General features: G+C 68.5%; 20 protein-coding genes. 12 read left to right on the top strand and 8 right to left on the bottom strand.

Annotated elements, in window-relative coordinates; all coding sequences use genetic code 11:
* Window positions 1–169: 169 nt before the first annotated feature.
* Window positions 170–949 (bottom strand): ABC transporter permease, encoded by a 780-nt coding sequence (locus BA895_RS07250; protein WP_070191233.1) that lies wholly within the window; start codon window positions 947–949, stop codon window positions 170–172.
* On the bottom strand, window positions 946–1,683 hold the full coding sequence (locus BA895_RS07245) for an ABC transporter ATP-binding protein (RefSeq protein WP_070191232.1): 738 nt from the start codon (window positions 1,681–1,683) through the stop codon (window positions 946–948). The genes BA895_RS07250 and BA895_RS07245 overlap by 4 nt, the downstream gene beginning before the upstream one ends.
* 147 nt (window positions 1,684–1,830) lie before the next feature.
* Here BA895_RS07245 and BA895_RS07240 point away from each other — a divergent pair, with 147 nt between their 5' ends.
* From BA895_RS07240 to BA895_RS07210, 6 genes are all read left to right on the top strand, one after another.
* Window positions 1,831–2,949, top strand: coding sequence for a sensor histidine kinase (locus BA895_RS07240; RefSeq protein ID WP_070191231.1), 1,119 nt, complete (start codon window positions 1,831–1,833; stop codon window positions 2,947–2,949).
* A complete protein-coding gene (locus BA895_RS07235) occupies window positions 2,946–3,617 on the top strand; it encodes a response regulator transcription factor (RefSeq protein ID WP_070191230.1) in 672 nt (223 codons plus the stop codon). Before BA895_RS07240 ends, BA895_RS07235 begins: the two co-directional genes overlap by 4 nt.
* 405 nt (window positions 3,618–4,022) lie before the next feature.
* Window positions 4,023–4,634 (top strand): hypothetical protein, encoded by a 612-nt coding sequence (locus BA895_RS07225; protein WP_070191228.1) that lies wholly within the window; start codon window positions 4,023–4,025, stop codon window positions 4,632–4,634.
* Window positions 4,631–5,791, top strand: a complete 1,161-nt coding sequence (locus tag BA895_RS07220; protein ID WP_070191227.1) for a hypothetical protein — start codon at window positions 4,631–4,633, stop codon at window positions 5,789–5,791. Before BA895_RS07225 ends, BA895_RS07220 begins: the two co-directional genes overlap by 4 nt.
* 47 nt (window positions 5,792–5,838) lie before the next feature.
* Window positions 5,839–6,258 (top strand): antitoxin, encoded by a 420-nt coding sequence (locus BA895_RS23025; protein WP_083283083.1) that lies wholly within the window; start codon window positions 5,839–5,841, stop codon window positions 6,256–6,258.
* A 673-nt stretch (window positions 6,259–6,931) separates the two neighbouring features.
* Complete coding sequence (locus tag BA895_RS07210; protein WP_070191225.1) at window positions 6,932–7,147, top strand: hypothetical protein; 216 nt, start codon at window positions 6,932–6,934, stop codon at window positions 7,145–7,147.
* Window positions 7,148–7,334: 187 nt separating this feature from the next.
* Here BA895_RS07210 and BA895_RS07205 read toward each other — a convergent pair whose 3' ends face one another.
* Window positions 7,335–8,018: a metal-dependent transcriptional regulator gene (locus BA895_RS07205; RefSeq protein ID WP_070191362.1), complete on the bottom strand. Its 684-nt coding sequence runs from the start codon at window positions 8,016–8,018 to the stop codon at window positions 7,335–7,337.
* A 63-nt stretch (window positions 8,019–8,081) separates the two neighbouring features.
* Complete coding sequence (locus BA895_RS07200) at window positions 8,082–9,338, bottom strand: Nramp family divalent metal transporter (RefSeq protein ID WP_070191224.1); 1,257 nt, start codon at window positions 9,336–9,338, stop codon at window positions 8,082–8,084.
* A 123-nt stretch (window positions 9,339–9,461) separates the two neighbouring features.
* Between BA895_RS07200 and BA895_RS07195 the strand changes: the two genes are divergently transcribed.
* The gene (locus BA895_RS07195) at window positions 9,462–10,298 is read left to right on the top strand and encodes a hypothetical protein (protein ID WP_139142547.1); all 837 of its coding nucleotides are present in this window, start codon (window positions 9,462–9,464) and stop codon (window positions 10,296–10,298) included.
* A gap of 70 nt (window positions 10,299–10,368) precedes the next feature.
* On the opposite strand, the gene BA895_RS07190 is transcribed toward BA895_RS07195, so the two are convergent.
* From BA895_RS07190 to BA895_RS07180, 3 genes are read right to left on the bottom strand one after another with little or no spacing between them, the layout of a single operon-like run.
* Window positions 10,369–10,842 (bottom strand): CD225/dispanin family protein, encoded by a 474-nt coding sequence (locus BA895_RS07190; protein WP_217493850.1) that lies wholly within the window; start codon window positions 10,840–10,842, stop codon window positions 10,369–10,371.
* Window positions 10,843–10,884: 42 nt separating this feature from the next.
* Complete coding sequence (locus BA895_RS07185; RefSeq protein ID WP_083283082.1) at window positions 10,885–11,349, bottom strand: DUF2752 domain-containing protein; 465 nt, start codon at window positions 11,347–11,349, stop codon at window positions 10,885–10,887.
* A gap of 16 nt (window positions 11,350–11,365) precedes the next feature.
* Window positions 11,366–11,692: a rhodanese-like domain-containing protein gene (locus tag BA895_RS07180; RefSeq protein WP_070191222.1), complete on the bottom strand. Its 327-nt coding sequence runs from the start codon at window positions 11,690–11,692 to the stop codon at window positions 11,366–11,368.
* 75 nt (window positions 11,693–11,767) lie between these two features.
* Here BA895_RS07180 and pdxY point away from each other — a divergent pair, with 75 nt between their 5' ends.
* Entirely contained in the window at window positions 11,768–12,616 is an 849-nt protein-coding gene (pdxY, locus tag BA895_RS07175) for a pyridoxal kinase PdxY (protein ID WP_070191221.1), read from the top strand.
* A gap of 239 nt (window positions 12,617–12,855) precedes the next feature.
* Here the strand turns inward: pdxY and BA895_RS07170 are convergent, their stop codons facing one another.
* A complete protein-coding gene (locus BA895_RS07170; RefSeq protein WP_070191220.1) occupies window positions 12,856–14,301 on the bottom strand; it encodes a hypothetical protein in 1,446 nt (481 codons plus the stop codon).
* A gap of 163 nt (window positions 14,302–14,464) precedes the next feature.
* On the opposite strand from BA895_RS07170, the gene BA895_RS07165 reads away from it, so the two are divergent.
* From BA895_RS07165 to BA895_RS07150, 4 genes are all read left to right on the top strand, one after another.
* Entirely contained in the window at window positions 14,465–15,736 is a 1,272-nt protein-coding gene (locus BA895_RS07165) for an ATP-binding protein (protein WP_070191219.1), read from the top strand.
* Between the two features lie 720 nt (window positions 15,737–16,456).
* The gene (locus BA895_RS07160; RefSeq protein WP_070191218.1) at window positions 16,457–17,740 is read left to right on the top strand and encodes a glycosyltransferase 87 family protein; all 1,284 of its coding nucleotides are present in this window, start codon (window positions 16,457–16,459) and stop codon (window positions 17,738–17,740) included.
* Window positions 17,741–17,744: 4 nt separating this feature from the next.
* Window positions 17,745–18,428, top strand: coding sequence for a response regulator transcription factor (locus BA895_RS07155; RefSeq protein WP_070191217.1), 684 nt, complete (start codon window positions 17,745–17,747; stop codon window positions 18,426–18,428).
* Window positions 18,429–18,564: 136 nt separating this feature from the next.
* Complete coding sequence (locus BA895_RS07150) at window positions 18,565–19,935, top strand: HAMP domain-containing sensor histidine kinase (RefSeq protein WP_070191216.1); 1,371 nt, start codon at window positions 18,565–18,567, stop codon at window positions 19,933–19,935.
* Window positions 19,936–20,080 lie beyond the last annotated feature (145 nt).

Below are 20,080 nucleotides of genomic sequence, written 5' to 3'. Positions count from 1 at the left end.
CGCCCTAGCTCTCATTCGGCGGCCGGGTCTAAGCCAGGCCCCCCAGCGCGCCCGCACCTGCCCGGTACCCGACCTGTGTGGCCGCTCAGAACCTCGCCCAGAAAGCACGCGCCGGGTCGTGGGCCAGCTGCGCCAGCCATGGCCGCAGCGTCGGTGTGACGGCTTCGAGTCAGGTCCAGCGGAAGAGTCGCGCCGACAGCACAGACGTCAACAACGTGGTCACGAGCAGACCTGTCACCGATCGGACGGGTACCGGTTCATCGAGCCACGCGGCCTGCAGACCCTGGATACCGGCCCCGAAGGGGAGGATCTCACCGACGCGGGCCACGGCGTCCGGGAGCACGTCGGTGGGTCCGAACAGCCCCCCCGCCGCGCCTATCCCGAAGAATACGACCATCCCGACGGCCACGGAGGAGCCCGGCGTCGGTGACACGGCTGCCACCAGCAGGCCGAGGGCGAACAGCGCAGCCGTGGCCAGTATCAGCACACCGATGGCTGTGGGAAGGTCGCGCGGCACTGCCAGCCCGAATGCGAGCCGCCCGATGACCAGAGCGAGAGCGACGCCGAGCATCGTCTGGGCGAGGCTGACCACCACCTGGGCGAGCAGGACCATGCTGGGGTGGACCGGGGTGACCGACAGCCGTTTCAGAACCCCGGTCCTGCGGTAGGTAGCGAGGAAGCTGGGCATGTTGATCACACCGATGGAGGACAGTACGACCATCAGCGCGATGGGGGCGCCGTAGAGGTCGAGGACGGTTAGCCCACCGGTGCCTGGCACCTGAGTCCCGGCGCCCGAGAGCCCGAACATCACCAGCAGCAGCAGCGGCACGGCCAGTGGGACGACAAGACCTGACGGGTCGCGGTAGACCATCCGCACCTCGGCCAGGACGAGCCCGCTCCAAGCCGCGGCCGGAGGCCCAGGGTCATTGACGGCCGGGGGCGCGCTCACGATGCCTCCGGGCCCAACCCTGTGCCCGCGACGGTCAGCTGGAGGAACGCGTCCTCCAGGGTAGGGACGCCTGTCGTACGGACCAGTCCTGCGGGGGTGTCATCGGCCACGACCCGACCGGCAGCCAGGACCACGACCCGGTCGCACAGCCGCTCGACCTCGTCCATTGCGTGGCTGATCAGCAGCACGGTGACGCCCTCCTGACGCAGGTCCTCCACCAGCGTCCACACCTCGCGCCGCGCTTCCGGGTCCAGGCCGGTGGTGAGCTCGTCGAGGACGATGACTCGCGGTCGCCCGACCAGGGCCAAGGCGATCGACAGGCGTTGCTGCTGGCCCCCGGAAAGGTGGTCGAAGACGGTCCGGCGCTGGTCGTGCAGCCCGAGTCGCTCGAGGAGGGCGTCGGGGTCGCGACCGTTGCGGTAGAACGAGCGGAACAACCGCGCCAGCTCGCCGACGCGCAGCGAGCTGTGCAGCTGGCTCTCCTGCAGCTGGACACCCAGTACCTGTCTGAGCGCTGCGCGGTCGCGTTGGGGGTCCAGCCCGAGGATTCGGACGGTGCCACGGTCTGCTCGATGGAGCCCGGCGGCGATCTCGACCATCGTGGTCTTGCCGGCGCCGTTGCGCCCGATCAGCCCCACCACTTCACCGACCTCGATGGTGAGGCTGACGCCCTTGAGGGCGCTCGTGCGGCCGTAGCGCTTGTACAGGTCTCGGATCTCCAGCGTGGCGCTCATGCGGTACTCCTCCCTGTCCGGCGGGGGCTCCCGCCACGGTTCTCACGCTAAGCAGTGGGCTCGTGCCCCGCGCGTGCCAGTGGTCACGGTTCCGAAGCATGACTTCCGGCACGGGTGCGGTGGGGCGGGCTCGGCCTACGCTGAGGTGTGCGCCGCCTCGACCCGGATGTTGTTGCGGGGACGTTGCTGACGGTGCTGTGCTTGGCCGTAGCCGTTCCCGTGCTGGTCCTGCAGCTGGGAGGGTATGATCCAACCGTCGGCCCCGGGTGGCTGTGGTGGGCCTGTTTCGCCGGCTACGTCTTCTCGCTCACGGTCTGCACCTGGCTGGTCGAGGTGCTGCCCCGGCCCCGGCTGCTCGTGGCGCTCGCCGTCCAGGCGCTGCTCGGCCCAACAGTGGTGCTCCTGGCGCCGCAGGCCGGCTGGACACCGATCCTGCTCGTGTTCACCGCCGCCACCAGCGCCTACCTGGTCAGCCGACCGGTCAGTGTCGCCCTCGTGGCGGCGAACACGCTGGTCGTCGCGACCGGCGCGGCCCGGGCGCAAGGACCCGGGCCAGGGGTCGTCATTGCCGGGGCGCTGTACCTGCTGCTGCAGGCGCTCAGCTTAATGGCCGTCATCAGCCAACAGGCAGACGTTGCCTCCCGGCAAGCCCTCGCGGAGGCGCACGTCGAGCTCCGGGCGACGTCGGTGCTGCTCGCAGGCTCGAGCCGGGAGGCTGAACGGCTGCGTATCGCCCGCGACCTGCACGACGTCGTGGGTCACCAGCTGACAGCCCTGGCCCTGGAGCTGGAGATCGCTACTCACCGCCCGGGGCCTGAGCACGTCATCCGGGCGCGCGGCATCGCCAAGGACCTACTCGTCGACGTACGGGGCGCAGTGAGCCGGCTCCGAGAGGAGGGCTCGTCGCTGTCGGAAGCGCTGGCCGAGGTGGTTCGCGACCTGCCGCACCCGGTGGTGCACCTCGCTGTCGCCCCGGCGGCCGACCAGGTCGTGGACGGGCCGACCCGGACTGCGCTGGTCCGGTGCCTCCAGGAGGTCGTCACCAACGTTATCCGGCACTCCGGCGCCGAGAACCTGTGGGTGACGGTGGACCAGCGCGAGGGGCGCCTGCACCTGGTCGCCCGCGACGACGGTCGGGGCGCAGCCGGGATGGAGCTGGGCAACGGGCTGACCGGGATGCGCGAGAGGTTCGAACAGCTCGGCGGCCAGGTAATCTTCATCCCCCAGAAGGGGTTCGAGGTTCGAGTGGAGGTGTCGGCCGCGTGATCCGGGTGTGCGTGGTCGATGACCAGACGCTGGTCCGGAAGGGCTTGCGCGGGCTGCTTGAGCTGGACGAGGACCTGTCCGTCGTGGCCGAGGCCTGCGACGGTGACCAGGCACTGGATGCGATCGAGACGCATCATCCCGACGTGGTGCTGCTCGACCTGCGGATGCCGGGCCGGGACGGCATCGCGACATTACAAGAGCTACGCGCCCGCGGCCGAACCGAACCTGTTCTGGTGCTGACCACGTTCGACGACGACGAGCTCGTGCTGCAGGCGCTACGGGCCGGAGCCCGGGGCTATCTGCTCAAGGACGTCACACTCGAAGAGCTCGTCGGGGCAGTGCGCACCCTCGCCGGTGGCGGAACGATGGTCCAGCCTGGCATCACCGACCGGTTGCTCCGAGCCGTGCGCGCCGGGGGGACTGGCGTACCGGTCGAGCACTCCGAGACAGCCGCGCCCCTGGAGCCCCTGACGGTGCGCGAGCTGGAGGTGCTCCGGCTGATGGCTTCGGGCTGGTCCAACCGCGAGATCGCCGCTGCCCTGCACCTGGCCGAGGGCACCGTCAAGAACCACGTCTCCAACGTGCTGCTCAAGCTGAGGACCAGGGATCGGACCCGAGCCGTGGTCCGTGCTCTGCAACTGGGCCTGCTGCATGCCGAGGACCGCTAGGACGCCAACCGCTTGCCCGGGTGACCGTTCGATGGCTCCACCCTCGATCCGCTCTGCTCAAGGGCCTGCACAAGCTTGGCCTCCTTGCGCCAGGCGTTGGCCAGTTGGGCTCTGAGCTCGACCCGGGCGGGGCGACGTCGGGGGTCGGAGGGTGGACCGTGTGCGTGCTCGGCCGACAGCATCGCTGGCGAGGCGGGTTGATTACTGACCCTTCCGAAGCCCATGTGGATCATGGTGTTGACAGAAGGATCGGGTTCACGCATGCTCTTCCTCAACGTGAGGGGAGTATCCCCGCCGAGCTGCATCGTCATTACGGTCGCCCCCAGTGGCTGACCCGGTGCAGCGGGACCAGAGCATCGGGCCCGGGAGAGACCTCCGTGGATGAGAACCCACGGAAGGCTGTCCATGGACGTTCCCCTCTGGGCCTGGCTGGCGGTGATCGCCGTGTTCTTGGCGATGCTGGCGATCGACCTCGTGGCGCACCTAGCCGTGCATGTGGTCTCGGTACGTGAGGCCGCGATCTGGTCAGGGGTGTGCGTCAGCCTAGGGCTCGGTTTCGGCCTGGTCGTGTGGTGGGCCTTTGGGGCCCTGTCCGGCGGGGAGTACTTTGCCGGGTACCTGATCGAGAAGAGCCTGGCCGTTGACAATGTGTTCGTCTTCGCGCTGATCTTCACCTACTTCGCGGTACCGCGCGAACTGCAGCACCGCGTGCTGTTCTACGGGGTGCTGGGCGCGCTGGTCTTCAGAGCCATCTTTGGTCTGCGGGCGATGTACTTCCTTTTTGCCGACCTGATCGACCGGTTCGTCTATCTCAAGGCCGGCCTCGCGATAATCCTGGTCTTCGTCGGCGTCAAGATGCTGCTCCTGGACCTGTGGAAGGTCCCGATCTGGCTCTCGCTGAGCGTCATCGCCACCACCCTCACGGTGGCCGTGCTCGCGAGCCTGCGCGCCACCCGCACCCCGGACGAAAGCGCGGTCACCCCTGATTCGCCCACCCCTGGAAGGACACCGTCATGACCACCGACCCCGCCAAGACACTCCGGGCCGCTACCGCCGCCCCCACGGCGCACCCCCCGCTCATGCGTTGGCATGAGGTAGCCGAGCTCACAGCCCTGCGCGGCTACCCGTGCATCTCGGTATTGCTGCCGACCGCTCCGGCCGAACGGATGACCGAGGAAGACGCAGCGATCCTGGCGGGGCTGGTCGGTCAGGTCGGTGAGCGGCTCGGTGAAGCTGACGGCCTGCTGGGAGCCAAGCACCTGATGGCCGAGCTACGCGCCATCACTACCGGCTTGAGTCAGGAGCCAACCACCGCGGCCCTGGCCGTCTACGTCAACCTGGCCTACTCCCGGGTCTTGCACCTGCCCGCCCCCGTAGAGCCACGAGCGGTGGTCGAAGCAACCTTCGCCACCCGCGACCTCGTCCGTGCGCTTCACCGCTCCCCGCCACACCTGATCGTCACCCTCCGGCCGGACTGCGCCCACATCTTCGACGCCCAGGGCGGGAGCCTGCGAGCCCGGGACGTCATCTCGGCAACGGGATGTGACCACACCAGCTGGACCGCGGACCCCCGCACCCTCGAGTCGTATGCGACTCAGACCTTCCTCGGTGAGGTCGACGTCGCACTCCGACGCCACCGGCAGGCCCACCCCCGACCGCTCGTGCTGGGTGGCGCCTGGGGACTGACGGCCGCCTTGCGCCAACGCTCCTCAAACCTGCACCGGCTCGCCGGCATCCTGGCCCCGGCGGAATGTGTCAGCGAGCACGCGATGCTGGCCGCTTCCTCACGCCTGCTCGAGGCCTACCTCGCCACCAGGGAGGCCGAGTCGTTAGCTCTGGTCGAGGAGACCGCGGCGCAGCGACCTGACCAGCTGGCCACCGGCATACACGCCGTCTGGGACACCGCCCGGACCGCTCGGCCGCGCATGCTCGCCGTGGAAGACGGGTACACCGTGCCCGGCCACCCGACCGAGCGCACCGGTCCTGAAGGAGACATCCTTCAGGACCTTCGAGACGGTGGCTCTGACGAGGCCACCGACCCCGAGCCGGTGCACGACCTGGTCGACGACCTCATCGAGATCGTCATCCAACGCGGCGGTGAGGTCGCCCTCGTACGCGACGGCCACCTGACCCACCGCCACCACGTCGCCCTCGTCACCCACCCCCGACCCTGACCCAGCCAGCCTCGCCCACAACCCAATTCACGAAACAGGAGCAGAACATGAACCTCAAGGACCGGATCGCCCAAGCCACCGGCAAGGCCACCGAGATAGTGCGACAGCACCGTGGCGCCATTGACTCCACCATCGACAAGGCCGGCACCCTGGCCAGCTCCAAGACCGGCGGCAAGTACGAGGAGAAGATCCGCCAGGGCAGCCAGGGGCTACGCACCGGCCTCGACAAGCTCGCCCCGCCCCGGCCCAGCCCGACCCGCAACCGGGCGCGGCCGGCACCGAAACCCGAGACGCCACTGCCCACTCCAGCCCGGACGCCCCCGCCGTCTCCCCGGTCCAGGACGGTCTCCCACCTCCGCCGCACCAGCCCGGGACGGGCTCGGCCAGCCCGGACGCACCGACCCCGGAAAGGTGAATGCCCATGCCCGCCGCGACCCCGCCCCGAGCTGACCCACCCACCGACCTGAGCTCCTCGACCGTCCTGGGCCTCCAGCAGATGAGCTGCTACCCCAGCGTCTCGCTGCTGCTGACCACCACCCCCGGGCCACGCCTGACCAGCACGGGTGTTGTCATGTTGGACTGGCTCGTCGCCGAAGCGAAGGGGGCGTCGGTCCCACGAGGCACACGAGCCCGCCTCCGAGCTCATCCACCGCCTGGACACCTTCCTAGACCTCTCGCGCAGGACCCCCGTCAGTCAGGCGCTCGCCCTGTTCGCCAGCGAGGACCGGGGCACCAGTGTTCCCACTCCATCGGGACGAGTCCTCGAGACGACGCCGCACCAAGAGCGATACCACCTTCCTAAAGGCAGTCGACCGGCGTTGGGTGCCCACCTGCGCGCGCACCCGTACCCGTACCCGTACCCGTACCCGTACCCGTGGGTGATCATCGGCGCTGAGCAGGCCTTGGCGCAGTTTCGCCGGCTGACCCCGAACACGACCCGGCTCGCCGGGGTCGTCACCGGCCACCACCTCAACGCGTCCCCGAGCGACGGGGCCGACCTGACCGCCCGAGCATCACCAGCTACCTGCGTTCTCGACAGGACGAGGCCCTGGCCCTGCTCGACCGGCGCAGGCGGTCAGGACCGGGCCTCCTACGGGATCGACGCTGCGTGGCTCGCCGCCCGCTGGGAACGGCCCCGAGATGCTCATCGTCGAAGAAGGCTTCGTCCCTCCCGCCCGGGTCAGCAACGACGGAGACGCCCTAACACCCGCCACCGACCCCAGTCACCCCGGCGTCCTTGACGACGCCGTCGACGGAATCATCGAAACCGTTGTGCTCCGCAGCGGGTGGGTCGCCCTCGCTGATGACGGCGCGATCCCGAACCACGCCCGGGTGGCCTTGACCACCCACCCATGAAGTAGAACGCGTCTCCTAAGGGCTTGAGGTGCAAGATCGTGGAGGCGGCCCGGACGCCGCCGAGGAAGGTGCGCCCGAACCACACCTGCACGGAGCCGACTCACCAATTGAGAGGCCGACAATGTCGCGACGGGCATGGCCGCGTACTGTACGCCCGCGCGCACCACCGGGAGTCCAACGACAGAAGCTACGTCGCCGCGCTCTCTTCGACCCTGGGGCTGACCCAGACCGAGCTGACGTCGTCGTGTTCGAGGTGGGTTCCGAGAGGGGAGAGTGCTCCTTGGCCCTTCGTCGAGGCGTCGTGGGGCACCAGGATCTCGGCACCGGGAAGCACCTCCACGGCCAGCAGCCGGCCGAGGCAGGCCGGGTCGGCGTCGGAGATGCGCACGACGGTGAACGCGCCGGGCGCGGCCTCGCTCAGGTTGACGGTGCCCGCCGGCCGGGTGACGGTGCCGTCGGCGGCGGGGATGGGGTCGCCGTGCGGGTCGGCGGCCGGATGGCCGAGAAGCCGGTCGATGCGGTCGATCATGGTGTCGGACACGGCGTGCTCGAGGCGCTCGGCCTCGTCGTGCACCTCGTCCCAGTCGTAGCCGAGCGTCTCGACGAGGAAGCTCTCGACGAGCCGGTGGCGGCGCACCATGGCGAGGGCCAGCTCGGTGCCCCGCGGTGTCAGCACGACCGGCTTGTAGGGCTGGTGTTCGACCAGCTGCTGGGTGGCAAGGCGCTTGACCGTCTCGGAGACGTTGGCCGCGGTCGTTCCGAACCGCAGCGCGAGCTCTTTGGTGCCGATCGCCGGTCCGCCCCACTCGGTGGCCGACCAGATGACCTTGAGGTAGTCCTGGGCGACCGGCGTGATCTCCTCCACACTCATGATGCGCAGGCCTCCTCTCATGCGATGAGCCCCCGATCATGCCATCGGTCGGCCCGGTCTGCGTCAGGCCTGACCCGTCACGGTGAGGGCGATGAGCACGAGGTTGAGCGCGACGATGAGCACGACGACCAACCAGGCGGCGGCCTTCATCGCCGGGCGGTTGACGTGCGAGCCCATCACGGCCCGCGAAGAGGTGAGGCGCACGAGAGGGACCAGGGCGAAGGGGATGCCGATGCTGAGGGCGACCTGGCTCAGCACGAGTGCCCAGGTCGGGTTCACCCCGAGGGCAAGGATGACCAGGGCGGGTATCAGGGTGATGACTCGTCGGGTCAGCAGTGGCACCTTGAACCGCAGGAGCCCGCCCATGATGGAGGCCCCGGCGTAGCAGCCCACTGAGGTCGAGGCCAGGCCCGAGGCCAGCAGCCCGATGCCGAAGATCACGCCGATGGCCGACCCGAGCTGGTTCTCGATCGCAGCGTGGGCGCCCTCGATGCTGTCGGTGCCGGCCACCCCGGGCAGGCTGGCTGCGGCCAGCAGCAGCATCGCGACGTTGACCGAGCCGGCGATGAGCAACGAGAGGCCGACGTCCCATTTCGTGGCACGCAGCAGCCGCTGCATCCCGATCCGACTGCGCGCCTCGTCATCGTGACGGTCGCGCGAGAGTGACGAGTGCAGGTAGATCGCGTGGGGCATCACCGTGGCCCCGAGCATGCTTGCCGCCAGGAGCACCGTGGGGGTTCCCTCGAAGCGAGGCACGAGCCCGCTGGCGGCCTCACCCCACGAGACGGAGCTGACGAACAGGCCGGCCAGAAAGCCGACCGCTATGACGGCGAGCAGGCCCATGACGACGAACTCGAAGGGGCGCTGACCCCGGCGTGACTGCACCGCCAGCAGCATCGTCGAGATGACGCCGACGATCACGCCTCCGAACAGCAGCGGCACCCCGAAGAGGATCTTGAGCGCGATGGCTCCGCCGATCACCTCAGCGAGGTCGGTGGCGATCGCCACCAGCTCGGCCTGGCCCCAGAAGAGCAGCCGGCTGGTGCGCGGCATCCGCTGGCCCAGCACCTCCGGCAGGCTCTGGCCACTGACAAGGCCCAGCTTGGCCGAGAGGTACTGCACGAGCACGGCCATGGCGTTGGCGGCAACCAGCACCCAGACCAGCAGGTAGCCGTACTCGGCGCCGGCGGTGAGGTTGGCAGCGACGTTGCCAGGGTCGACGTAGGCGATCGCGGCGACGAAGGCCGGGCCGAGCAGCACCGCGGGCCGTCGCCGACGCACTGTCGGGCGGTCGGCGACGAGTGGGACCGGAGCTGCCATGAAGTTAAGGTACCTTAACTTTCCGCCCGGTGGGTGGGTCGACGGCGACTGCATGGCCGGGTTTCCCATCCTCGTCTGCCTCGCTGATGCAACGGTTCACGGTGGCTGGTTGTCTGTAGAGGTATGACGCGTCTTCGGTCTGTCGTGCTGTCCACCCTGGTGGCCCTGGCGGTGCTGCCGGCTGCCGCCTGTGGCCAGGAGGGAGCGACGCCGGCGGGCCCTGCCGCGTCGACCGGCCCGCTCGGAAGCCCGGCTGGGGCCTCGTCGACCCCGGCCTCCTCGCCCTCCGGTCCAGCCGGACCGCCCAGCACCTCGCTGGGCGCTTCCCCAACTCTGGGAACACCGGGCCCGGGCTCAGGCGGGGTGTCGAACGGGGTGCTCCGTACGGTCAAGGCCGGGGAGGTGACGTTGAGCGCCTACATGGGAGTTGGCTTCTCGCAGTATCCGGCGGGAGACGGCATCCGCAGGAAGCCGGGGCTGCTCGTCGAGTACACGATCGTCAACCACGGTCAGCAGAGTCTGGCGGCCTACGACCTCGTGCCTGCCGACCTCGGCTCGGCGGCACTGACCGAGGTCAACCCCGAACACGCCTGGGTGTACCTGCACGACCGGTCGCTCCGGGTCAGCAAGCAGGCGTTCGACACCGCTCCCGGGGTCGACTTCGCCGCGGCCCCTGTGACCGGCATCCGGCCGCTTCCAGCAGGAGGAACCCTCACGGGACGGGCCTGGGCGCCGTTGCCCCCGAAGCTCGACGTGCCCGGGAAGAACTTCGCGTCGCCGGGGGGCCGGGGCCTCGCCCTCGACCTGTTCACCTGGCAGTTCTGCGTTCAGGTGGGCGACTTCGCCGAACGAGGAGGTCCGGTCACCGATCGGCTGGCGGGCCCGCTCGCAGCCCCCGCCCGTGCCCCCGGCCCGGGCGAGCTGCTGTGCACGGTGCCCGGGCCGCTGCCGCCCGGGTGAGCTCGACATGGCGCGGATGCCGGCACGACAGTTGAGCCGCGCCGCCGGCCTGATGCAGCGGCCGGTCGGTTCAGGCCACCGCACCGACGAAAGCGACCGCCGCCCAGAAGGCCAAGATGAGCGGGAGGGTGGCCATCGCCCAGATCGCCCAGGTGCGGGCCGAGGCCGCAGCGGCATACGCCTCGGGCCAGCGGCCCTGCGCCCACAGCGTGTTCACCGAGCTGGCCTTGACGATCGACACCACTCCGAAGGGCAGGAAGCAGAACAGCGTGACGAGAATGGCCCACACGAGGTGGTTGTTCGGTGGCGGCGTCCAGGCCGACGGTGCCGGGGCGGGCCACTGCCCGTAGCCCTGCCCGTAGCCCTGCCCGTAGGGCGGGTACGGGGCGCTCGCCGCGGGTACTCCGTAGTCGGGCCGCGGGTAGTTCGGCGCCTGGGGCATCGGCGTGGTGGCCGGGTCGGGAGCGTCCCAGGCCGAGTGCGAGTCGCGGCTGGGGTCGGGCGCCGGCGTCCAGCTCGGGTCGTCGGGGCGGTTCGGTTCCATCGGGTCCTCAGTCTGTTCGGGTTGCGCTCGATGTTGTCACGATCAGACCCGCAGCGCGGCGAACGGTTCCATCGGCAGCAGCCGAACCACGAACCAGAGGGTCAGCACCCCGGCCACGACCACCGGTGACCACCGCCAGTCCTGCCACCGAGAAAGAGGCTTCCGCCTCGCCTTCGACCAGACCCAGGCGAGGTACGACCAGAGCAGCAGGGGCACGGCGAGCAGGGCGACCGCGTTGAAGTGGGCCGCTCCGACGAGGTCGCCGCGGAGCAGGCAGTAGAGCATGCGTGCGGTGCCGCAGCCCGGGCAGGTGACGCCGAAGAGCGCCTTCGTCGGACACGAAGGGGTGACGCCGGCCGGGGTGGTCGGATCGGCCATGGCGACGAAGACGCACGCCCCGGCGCCCACGACCGCTACGACAGCCGGGGCGGTCAGGGACGGGGTGCGCGCGATGGCGCGACGAAGCGACGCCGCGCCGAGGGCCTCGGCACCGGCTCGCTCGACCATCACTCGAGGCAGGGCGTCAGAGGATGCGGGTGTCGTCGCCGCCCGCGAGAGGCTTGCCGGCCGCGTGCCATGCCTTCATGCCCCCCTCGAGGTTCGCCACGTCGAAGCCCTGTTGGGTCAACCAGGCGACGGCCTGGCCGGAGCGGCCGCCACTACGGCAGACCACCGCGACCGGCCCCGAGTCGGTGTCCGGCAGATCGCCCAGACGTTCGGGCAGATCACCGAGGGGGATGTGGATGGCGCCCGGGGCGTGACCGGCCACCCACTCGTTGGTCTCGCGAACGTCGATGACGACTGCGTCGTCAGCCACATCTCGGACCGTCGTCGTGGGGATCTCGCTCATGTGGCCATCTTCGCACGGCACCGTTGAAGAACGGCAGGGCCGAATCACTTCAGGTTCGGCACTATTCTCAGCCTGGTGAAGATCCTCTCGATCCAGTCCCACGTAGCCTACGGGCACGCGGGCAACTCGGCCGCCGTGTTCCCGTTGCAGCGTCTGGGGCACGAGGTCTACCCCGTGCTCACCGTCACCTTCTCGAACCACACCGGCTACGGGTCGACGCGGGGGCCGCTAATCGCACCCGCCGACGTGGCCGAGGTGATCAACGGGGTGGACGAACGGGGCGCGTTCCCGAGCATCGACGCGGTGCTGTCGGGCTACCTCGGCGCCGAACCGGTGGCCGACGTCGTGCTCGACGCGGTGGCGCGCGTCAAGGCGGCCAACCCGGCCGCGATCTACTGCTGTGACCCGGTGATGGGCGATGTCGGACGAGGTTTCTTCGTGCGCGAGGGAATCCCGGAGTTCCTGCGCGACGCGGTCGTGCCGCACGCCGACATCGTCACGCCCAACCAGTTCGAGCTCGAGTACCTCGTGGGACGCACGTTGCGCACGCGCGACGACCTGCTCGCCGCCGCCGACGAGCTGCGCGCCAAGGGCCCCGGGGTCGTGCTCGTGACGAGCGTGCTGGTCGACGACACACCCGACGGCGTCATCTCCATGGCGTGTGTGACTGACGATGGGGCGTGGATCGTGTCGACCCCGCTGTTGCCCATGACGGTGCGGGGCGGCGGAGACGTGACTGCAGCGGTGTTCCTCGCCCACCACCTCACCGACGGTCCGAAGGTGGCCCTGGCACGCACTGCCGCCACCATGTACGCGGTGCTCGAGAAGACGTACGCGAGTGGCTCGGAGGAGATGCTCCTCATCGAGGCGCAGGACTCCATCGCCCACCCACCGGAAACCTCCGAGGTTTTCTCGATTCGTTGACGTCTGCACGACCAAGCGCGTTATAGTCGGGTCGCGCCGTTCCGCATGACCACCCCTGACCGTGCGGAACGGCGCTTCTTCTTTGCCCTGGGTCGGTGGTGCTGGTTCGGCTACGACATAAGCTCAACAACCCGCCCCAACTTGCCGCAACCGGCCCCAACCGGGCACCTGCCCGCCGCTCTGCGGCGGCGGACGGCATCCGGTCGAAGGTCGGCGATCCTGAAGCGCTCGGAGCCGGCTCACCCGATGGCGCCGCCGAAGGTGAACGTGGCGTCGGCCGGATAGGTGAACGCCCCGGACGTCGGGATGCCGTCGGTAGAGGCTGGACGCGTGAGGTTCGTGGTGACGAACGAGCTCAGGGCCATCGAGCGCTGCCCGGCGGGCACCTGGAAGATGGCGGTCACACGGGCCGGGTTGCCCTTGTCGGCCTGCTCGACGTAGAGCTGCCGGGGCGCGTGTTCGACACCGTCGACCCGCAACCGGGTGCCGAAAGAGAAGTAGGTGGGCGTGAACTGCGTGAGCTTGCCGTCGCGAACCCAGGCCGTCTGCTCGTCGGCCTCGATCGACACCACGGCCCAGGTCTGGCCCTCGCCGGCCCAACCCTGCACGGTTCGCGGCGAGCCGTTGGGTGGGGCGGGCAGGTACGAGCTGCGGTTCACCACGACGTCGCAGTGAAACCGTTGTTCCCATCCCCCTGCTGCGCTGCCGGTCTTCGTGTCTCCTGCCGATACCGTTGATGCGTCGACCGTTCCAGGCTCCACGGCGGGGCAGGAGGCCGCGATCGTGTCGCCGATTCCGTCGTAGAGAGACGCGGCCGGGTTTCCGAGGCGCCGGCCGTTCGTAGCGTCGAAGCGCTGGACCAGACCGTCATAGCCGACTCCGATCGTCACCGGCCCGGAGCCCTTGGCCAAGCCGACCGACACTCCACCGGCCAGCTGGTCGACGGGGAGGGTGACGCTCTTGCCGTCGTGGCTCACGACGACGGAGACGTCGGCGTCGTCGGCAGCGGCATCCGGCAGGTCGGTGCCGGCCACGAGCACGAACGAGCCTTTGGTGGGCGGAGCGAGCTGCTGGCTCGCGGGCCCGATGTCATCGGGAGTGAGCGCGACCGAGAGCGAAACCGGGCCGGAGGGTGTGCGAACGGTGATCGGGGTGCCGTCGGCGAAGGTCTCGGCCATCGGCTGCGGGTCGTCGGGGGCCGCCTGGTCGAGGGCCGGAGGGTCGAGGTTGAGATCCAAGGGCACTGGCACACCGTCGGCGTCGACGAAGTTCGAGGAGCGGCCGACGTCGGCCCCCGGGCGAAAGGTCGGGGCCGCGCTGTTGGCGTCACCGCCGGCCAGCACGAGCCGCACTCCTGCAGGGGTGTTCGACCCGACCACGGCGTGCGACTGCCAGGTGGTCTCGCCGTCGCCGGCGAGCCTGACCGGGCCGCAGATGACGCTGCTGCCGAGGGCCTGCCCGCCGGCGCCCTCGACGTAGCAGCGAGCGCCGGCAGGCAGGTTCGCCGACGGGCCCAGCCCGGCCAACGTGGCCCTCCACCGCGCGCTGATGTAGTCGAGAGAGCCGGCGAGGTCGGTGACGTCCTGACCGCCCAGCTGCTTCGGGGATTCCGAGGTGCACGCCACGAAGGCGAAACAGGTCACCACGGAGGCGGCAGCGATGGTGGCGTTCCGTACTTGTCGCATGGCGGCTCCCGTGCAGTGGACGCGTGGGCGGAGTGAATGGGCAGGTGTCTGCGGTTCGGAGCGGTGGCCGTCTTGGATTGGTGACCCACGGCTGGGCGACACGCCGATGCCGCTGTATGCGCTTCTCTCGGGAATCGACTAGATCGGCGTATACCGTGCGATCGTGGACCCGATCACCAACCCCTACGCCCCCGGCGCCGGCCAGCGCCCGCCCGAGCTGGCGGGGCGCGACGAGCAGCTGCGCGCCTTCGACGTCGTGCTCGAGCGCATCGCGCGCGGCCGCTCCGAACGCTCGATCGTGCTGACCGGGCTGCGAGGGGTGGGCAAGACGGTGCTGCTCAACGCCCTGCGCTCGTCGGCCGTGCGCGCGTCGTGGGGAACCGGCAAGTTCGAAGCGCGCCCCGACCAGCGCCTGCGTCGGCCGCTGGCCGCCGCCGCCCACCAGGCGGTGCGCGAGCTGGGGCACCCGCGAGGCGAAGACGTCGACCAGGTGCTCGGCATCATCAAATCGTTCTCGCAGCGTGACGCCCCGACCAACGCGAAGCTGCGCGAGAGATGGCAGCCGGGCATCGACGTTCCCGCGGTGACCGGCCGCGCCGACTCGGGCGACATCGAGATCGACCTGGTCGAGCTCTTCACCGACATCGGTGGGCTGGCGGCCGACGTGGGCAAGGGCATCGCGTTCTTCATCGACGAGATGCAAGACCTGCACCCCGACGACGTGTCGGCCATGTGTGCGGCCTGCCACGAGATCTCCCAGTCGGGCCTGCCCGTGATCGTCGTCGGCGCCGGCCTACCGCATCTGCCGGCGGTGCTCTCAGCCTCGAAGTCATACTCCGAGAGGCTGTTTCGCTACTCACGCATCGACCGACTACCTCGCGAGGCAGCCGATCGCGCCCTCGTGGGCCCTGCCTCAGAGGAGGGCTGTTCGTTCACTCCCGACGCGCTCGACGAGATGTATGCCGTCACGGCCGGCTACCCCTACTTCATCCAGGCCTACGGCAAGGTCGTCTGGGACGTCGCACCGACCTCACCGGTCACGCGCGACGACATCCGGGTCGCGGCGCCGGAGGCTGAGTCCGAGCTGGCGGTCGGCTTCTTCGGCTCGCGCTTCGAGCGCGCCACACCGGCCGAGCGGGAGTACCTGCGCGCCATGGCGGATGCCGCTCTGCTGAACTCGATCTCAGGGGGTGCTGATGCTTCGGGCTCTGTTGCTGACCCGAACGGCCGGGTTGAGCAAGCGGCCTCTGACTCTGGTGGTGAGCGCGACGCGGTGCCTACCTCGGCTGTGGCGGACGTGCTGGGTCGCAAGCCGCAGTCGCTCTCACCCGCCCGGGATGCCCTGATCAAAAAGGGCCTGATCTACTCAGGAGTACGAGGGCAGATCGCCTTCACCGTTCCGCACTTCGGTCGGTACCTACGCACCCAGGCCTGACGTGTCAGCTGTCATGTCCGGCAGGAGGGATTTTGAGACGTGGAGCCGGTTTTGCAACGGAGATTGAGACTCGTGAGACTTACTTGTCAGTATTCCTGAGACTTTGAGACCAACTGCAACGGACTTTGAGACTTTCGGCCAGGTGCTGAGCACGAGCCGGCCCAAAGAAGGAAGTTGAGGTTGAAGGTTTGGGCTCCGGGCTACCCCCAGGCAGGTGCCCGACGACGCGCCAGCTGGAGGTCACATCACACCCAGAGAGTGGGTTTCGCCACCTACCGCTGGTTTCACTCTCATGCCGATGTGCGGACGTTGGATTGGGTCCTCGCGTGACGTGCATTGACGTCCGAGAGATTTGGCCCTGACCCTCCGGCAGGCGGTGCGGTGCAACGACGGCCAGGTGCCGTGAAAGCCGCTCGAAAGTGCTTCAGTTCGGCGGGCCAGTAACCACTGAGCGGACCTAGCGAATGGTGTCGCATTGCGCCGGCTCCATTGCCCTCGTGGGTCGGCCCTGCACGGCACTCCTGAAGCGTTGCCTGACATTCCGATCAGGTGGCATCAGGTTGGCGTGTTGCCCTGACGGGAGGCTGATGACTTGCGGCGCACATGTTTCGCCGCGCGCAGTTGCCGGGCCGAGAATCGGGGAGAACCGCAAAGATGTCAGCTGGACTTGCACCACCGGCCCAAACGCTACCTGTGGTCCCCGCAACTGTTCGGCGCCCGGTGGCGCGCGAGGTCTTTCTCGCTGTCGGTGTAGTTGTCGGTTTGACCGCGGCGACCCTGCTGGTTTCGTGGTTCAAACTACCGGTGGACCTTGAGGTGTACCGCCGGGGTGGCCAGGGCGTGCTCAGTGGTTTCGATCAGATTTATGTGAGCTCGGCCCGGGCTCTGCCGTTCACTTACCCTCCGCTGTCGGCTTTGCTCTTTGTGCCGCTGGCGGCGGTCCCGCCTCTGGTGGCAACCATCGTCTTCACCGCGTTGTCCTTTGCCTCGCTCTACTTTCTGGTTGTCGTGGTGCGCCGCGACGTGTTTGCCCGCCACGACATGCCTCGCTTGCAGCGTGTGCCTACGGCCGCGTTGGTGCTGGCCGCAGCTGCGGCCGAACCCGTCGCGGCCACAGTCGGGTTCGGACAGGTCAATCTGGTGTTGGCGGCCTTGGTCGTGGCCGACTTGTTGGTGGTTAGCGGGCGCTGGTCTGGGGTTCTCCTCGGTCTGGCTATTGGCATCAAGGTGACCCCGGCCATCTTCCTGCTCCTGCCTCTGCTCTGGGGCGACTGGGCTACGGTGCGGCGATCTGTCGTGACCGTCATGCTCGGTGTTGGGCTCCCGATCCTCGTGGTGCCGCAGTCGGCCCTGACTTTCTGGATGGGCGCGTTGTGGGATGCCGATCGTGTGGGTGGAGTGGCCTACGCGGGTAATCAATCCATTGAGGGGGGCCTCTGGCGCGCGAGCGGTCCCGGGGGTGTTCCCCTGGTGCGCGTTCTGCTCTGCTTGATCGTGGTGGCTCTCGCAAGTCAGGCGGTGCGCTGCCTGGTGCGCACCGATGCCGTCGGTGCCCTTCTCGCCGCAGCGGTGGCAGGCCCACTCGTGTCACCGATCTCGTGGAGCCATCACTGGGTGTGGGTAGTGCTGCTGGTGCCGTGGCTGATCTCGTTCTCTCGGGGAACGCTCGGTCAGTCGCGCACGCTGCTCCATCGGCTGTCGTTTGGTCTGGGGGTGGCCTGGGGCGGCGCGGTGATCGGGTGGGTCGTGCGTTTCCCACCCGCAGGCGACGGTCGGGAATACCTCAGCCCCGTGCTGGTCAAGGTTTTGGCCGACACCTACCTTCTACTGGGACTGGCCAGCCTGGTGGTGTTCGTCCTCCCTGGTCACGCGCGCCCGCACCAGGGGGACAGCACAGCGCAGAATCGAGGTCTTTCCTGGGAGCCTGCCACCTCTTCAATAGTCGATCATTCCTCGTGCGGCTCAAGCGTCGACCGAACCGGCACGTCTCCCGCGAAATACTGACCTCATGTGGATCCTGGTCGCCGAAGACGAGCCCGACCTCGCGACTGCTCTTAAGGTCGGTCTCGGGGCCGAGGGCTACTCCGTCGACGTGGCACCGGATGGGCTGACCGCCGTGCAACTAGGCCTCCACGGCGACTACGACGCGATCGTGCTCGACCTCATGCTTCCCCACCTCAATGGGTACTCCGTTATCGAAAAACTCAGAGCCGCTGGTGTCACGGTGCCCATAATTGTGCTCACGGCCAAGACCGGCGACTACGACCACGCCGATGCTCTAGATACTGGGGCCGACGACTTCTTGTCGAAGCCGTTCACGTTCACCGTGTTGCTCGCACGGCTTCGTGCGCTGATCCGCAGGGCCTCATCTTCGAAGGGACAGCTCAGCGTCGGGGACCTCCATCTTCACCTGCTCAGCCGAACCTGCCTTCGAGGTGAGACTCAGATCGCCCTGACCCGGATGGAATTTGCGTTGCTCGAGTTACTCGCCCGCCACCCCGACGAACCCGTCGCGAAGGACCGCATCCTCGCGGAGCTGTGGCCCGACGTGCCGGCCACACCTAACCTCGTCGAGGCCCGGATACTTGCCCTGCGACGCAAGGTTGACACTCCGTTCGCCCGCACGTCGATCGAGACGGTGCGAGGGTCGGGCTACCGGTTGATGGACGACTCGCGGCGACGTCATGACTAGACGGCGGTCATGGGCTGCCACCGGGGGTCATACTCGGCGCCGCATCACCACGGTTGCCCTGATAGCTACGGGCCTGCTCGCAGGCACGGCGGCCGTTCTCGCTTACCGGGGCATCGAGTCGGTACAGGACCGTGCCGTGCAGGCCTCGGCTGTGCTGGAACTCCAGGGCATAGCGAGCCTGCTGACTGATGGTCTCCTGCCGCTTGAGTTTCAGGCGCCGCTGCCGTACCAGGTCTCCACCAGAAACCGGCAGCTGGTGGCCTCGAGCGAGGAGCTTCGGGTCTACGGCGCCGGTCAGGCGATCCCGGGAGGAGAATGGGACCCCGAGGGCATGATCACCTCTCAAAAGTCGACTCGCCTGCGTCAAGTGTCGATTCAGCTCCCAGAGTCGGCGACACCAGCCCAGCACGCCGGCGAGGTAGCGCTCGGTGTCGCCACCTTTGCCGAGCTCGGGACAGCTCAAGCTGCTGCGGTGGGGCTGCCCGCGCGAACGACCGTACGAGTGGAGGTGTTTACCGCACCGTTCGCCGACACCGGACTCCTGACCCTCACCCGGCACGTGCTCGCGACGCTCGTACCAGGCGCCCTACTCACGATCGGCCTCGTCGTTTGGTTCGCGGTCGGGTTAGCCCTGCGGCCCGTCGAGCACTTGCGACGACGTGTCGAGGAGGTGCGAGCCGACGTCCTAGGACGCTCCGTGCAGGAACCGGCTACCCGGGACGAGGTGCAGTCTCTAGCCCGCACGCTCAACGGGCTCCTTGGCCGCATCGACGCCTCCGACGCCCGCCAAAAGGTTTTCGTAGCCGATGCCGCGCACGAGCTACGTAGTCCGATCGCCACCATGATCGCAGTAGCGGAGGTCGCTGAGCGCTACCCGAGCGGGGCCGACTTCGCCTTGACAACACACACGCTATTGCGACAGGCGCGACGGCTCGAGCGACTCGCTGAAGACCTGCTCCTGCTCGCACGTCTCGAAGGTGACGTTGACCTCAATCGACGCACGACCGTTGACCTGGCCGAGGTCATGGCCGCAATCATCGATCCACTCCGCACCCCGGGCCTCCACCTCACTGTTCACGTTGAGCAGGCCTTATTGCTCGGTGATCGTCCCGACCTCGAACGGCTGCTCCTCAACCTTGTCAATAACGCGGCCCGTCACGCCGAGCACGAGCTCGAGATTCGAGTTGAGGTCTGTGGACGAGGAACAAGCACACCCACCGTGCAAGTGACGATTTGGAATGACGGAGCCAGCATTCCCGAGACGGACCGCGAGACGGTCTTCCAACGCTTCGTGCGCCTGGACCACGCCCGAACCGTCGAAGGCGGGGGTGCAGGTCTCGGGCTATCCATTGCCCGACGCATCGCCGAACGACATGGGGGCACACTTGCGATCAGCGAACGATCGCCCGGCACCGAAATGGTCCTCAAAACCCCCACCGCTGACCGGGCCACGCGCCTTCCCAAGACGCGTATCGACCAGGGCAACGCCATTCAGCCGCCCAACTGAATCTTGGGTCGCCCAGGTTAAGTGAGCGCCAGAGTGCCCAAGGCCGTCCGAGGTCTGGTCCCGTCCCGCCCCAGGCGATGGGTTTACCGATCATGCCGCGTTGAGGACGCCCCCGGCTGACGGCCACGATCGAGGTCGAGCAGTG

Origin of the sequence: Humibacillus sp. DSM 29435 (assembly GCF_001758225.1) — a bacterium.
Classification (GTDB): Bacteria; Actinomycetota; Actinomycetes; order Actinomycetales; family Dermatophilaceae; genus DSM-29435.
This window is presented reverse-complemented; position numbering and strand designations above follow the sequence as displayed.

Coding starts and splice junctions, on each gene's coding strand:
- BA895_RS07245 (WP_070191232.1), bottom strand. CDS start 1,683: ATGAGCGCCACGCTGGAGATCCGAGACCTGTACAAGCGCTACGGCCGC.
- BA895_RS07225 (WP_070191228.1), top strand. CDS start 4,023: ATGGACGTTCCCCTCTGGGCCTGGCTGGCGGTGATCGCCGTGTTCTTG.
- BA895_RS07220 (WP_070191227.1), top strand. CDS start 4,631: ATGACCACCGACCCCGCCAAGACACTCCGGGCCGCTACCGCCGCCCCC.
- BA895_RS23025 (WP_083283083.1), top strand. CDS start 5,839: ATGAACCTCAAGGACCGGATCGCCCAAGCCACCGGCAAGGCCACCGAG.
- BA895_RS07210 (WP_070191225.1), top strand. CDS start 6,932: ATGCTCATCGTCGAAGAAGGCTTCGTCCCTCCCGCCCGGGTCAGCAAC.
- BA895_RS07205 (WP_070191362.1), bottom strand. CDS start 8,018: ATGAGTGTGGAGGAGATCACGCCGGTCGCCCAGGACTACCTCAAGGTC.
- BA895_RS07200 (WP_070191224.1), bottom strand. CDS start 9,338: ATGGCAGCTCCGGTCCCACTCGTCGCCGACCGCCCGACAGTGCGTCGG.
- BA895_RS07195 (WP_139142547.1), top strand. CDS start 9,462: ATGACGCGTCTTCGGTCTGTCGTGCTGTCCACCCTGGTGGCCCTGGCG.
- BA895_RS07190 (WP_217493850.1), bottom strand. CDS start 10,842: ATGGAACCGAACCGCCCCGACGACCCGAGCTGGACGCCGGCGCCCGAC.
- BA895_RS07185 (WP_083283082.1), bottom strand. CDS start 11,349: ATGGTCGAGCGAGCCGGTGCCGAGGCCCTCGGCGCGGCGTCGCTTCGT.
- BA895_RS07180 (WP_070191222.1), bottom strand. CDS start 11,692: ATGAGCGAGATCCCCACGACGACGGTCCGAGATGTGGCTGACGACGCA.
- BA895_RS07170 (WP_070191220.1), bottom strand. CDS start 14,301: ATGCGACAAGTACGGAACGCCACCATCGCTGCCGCCTCCGTGGTGACC.
- BA895_RS07155 (WP_070191217.1), top strand. CDS start 17,745: ATGTGGATCCTGGTCGCCGAAGACGAGCCCGACCTCGCGACTGCTCTT.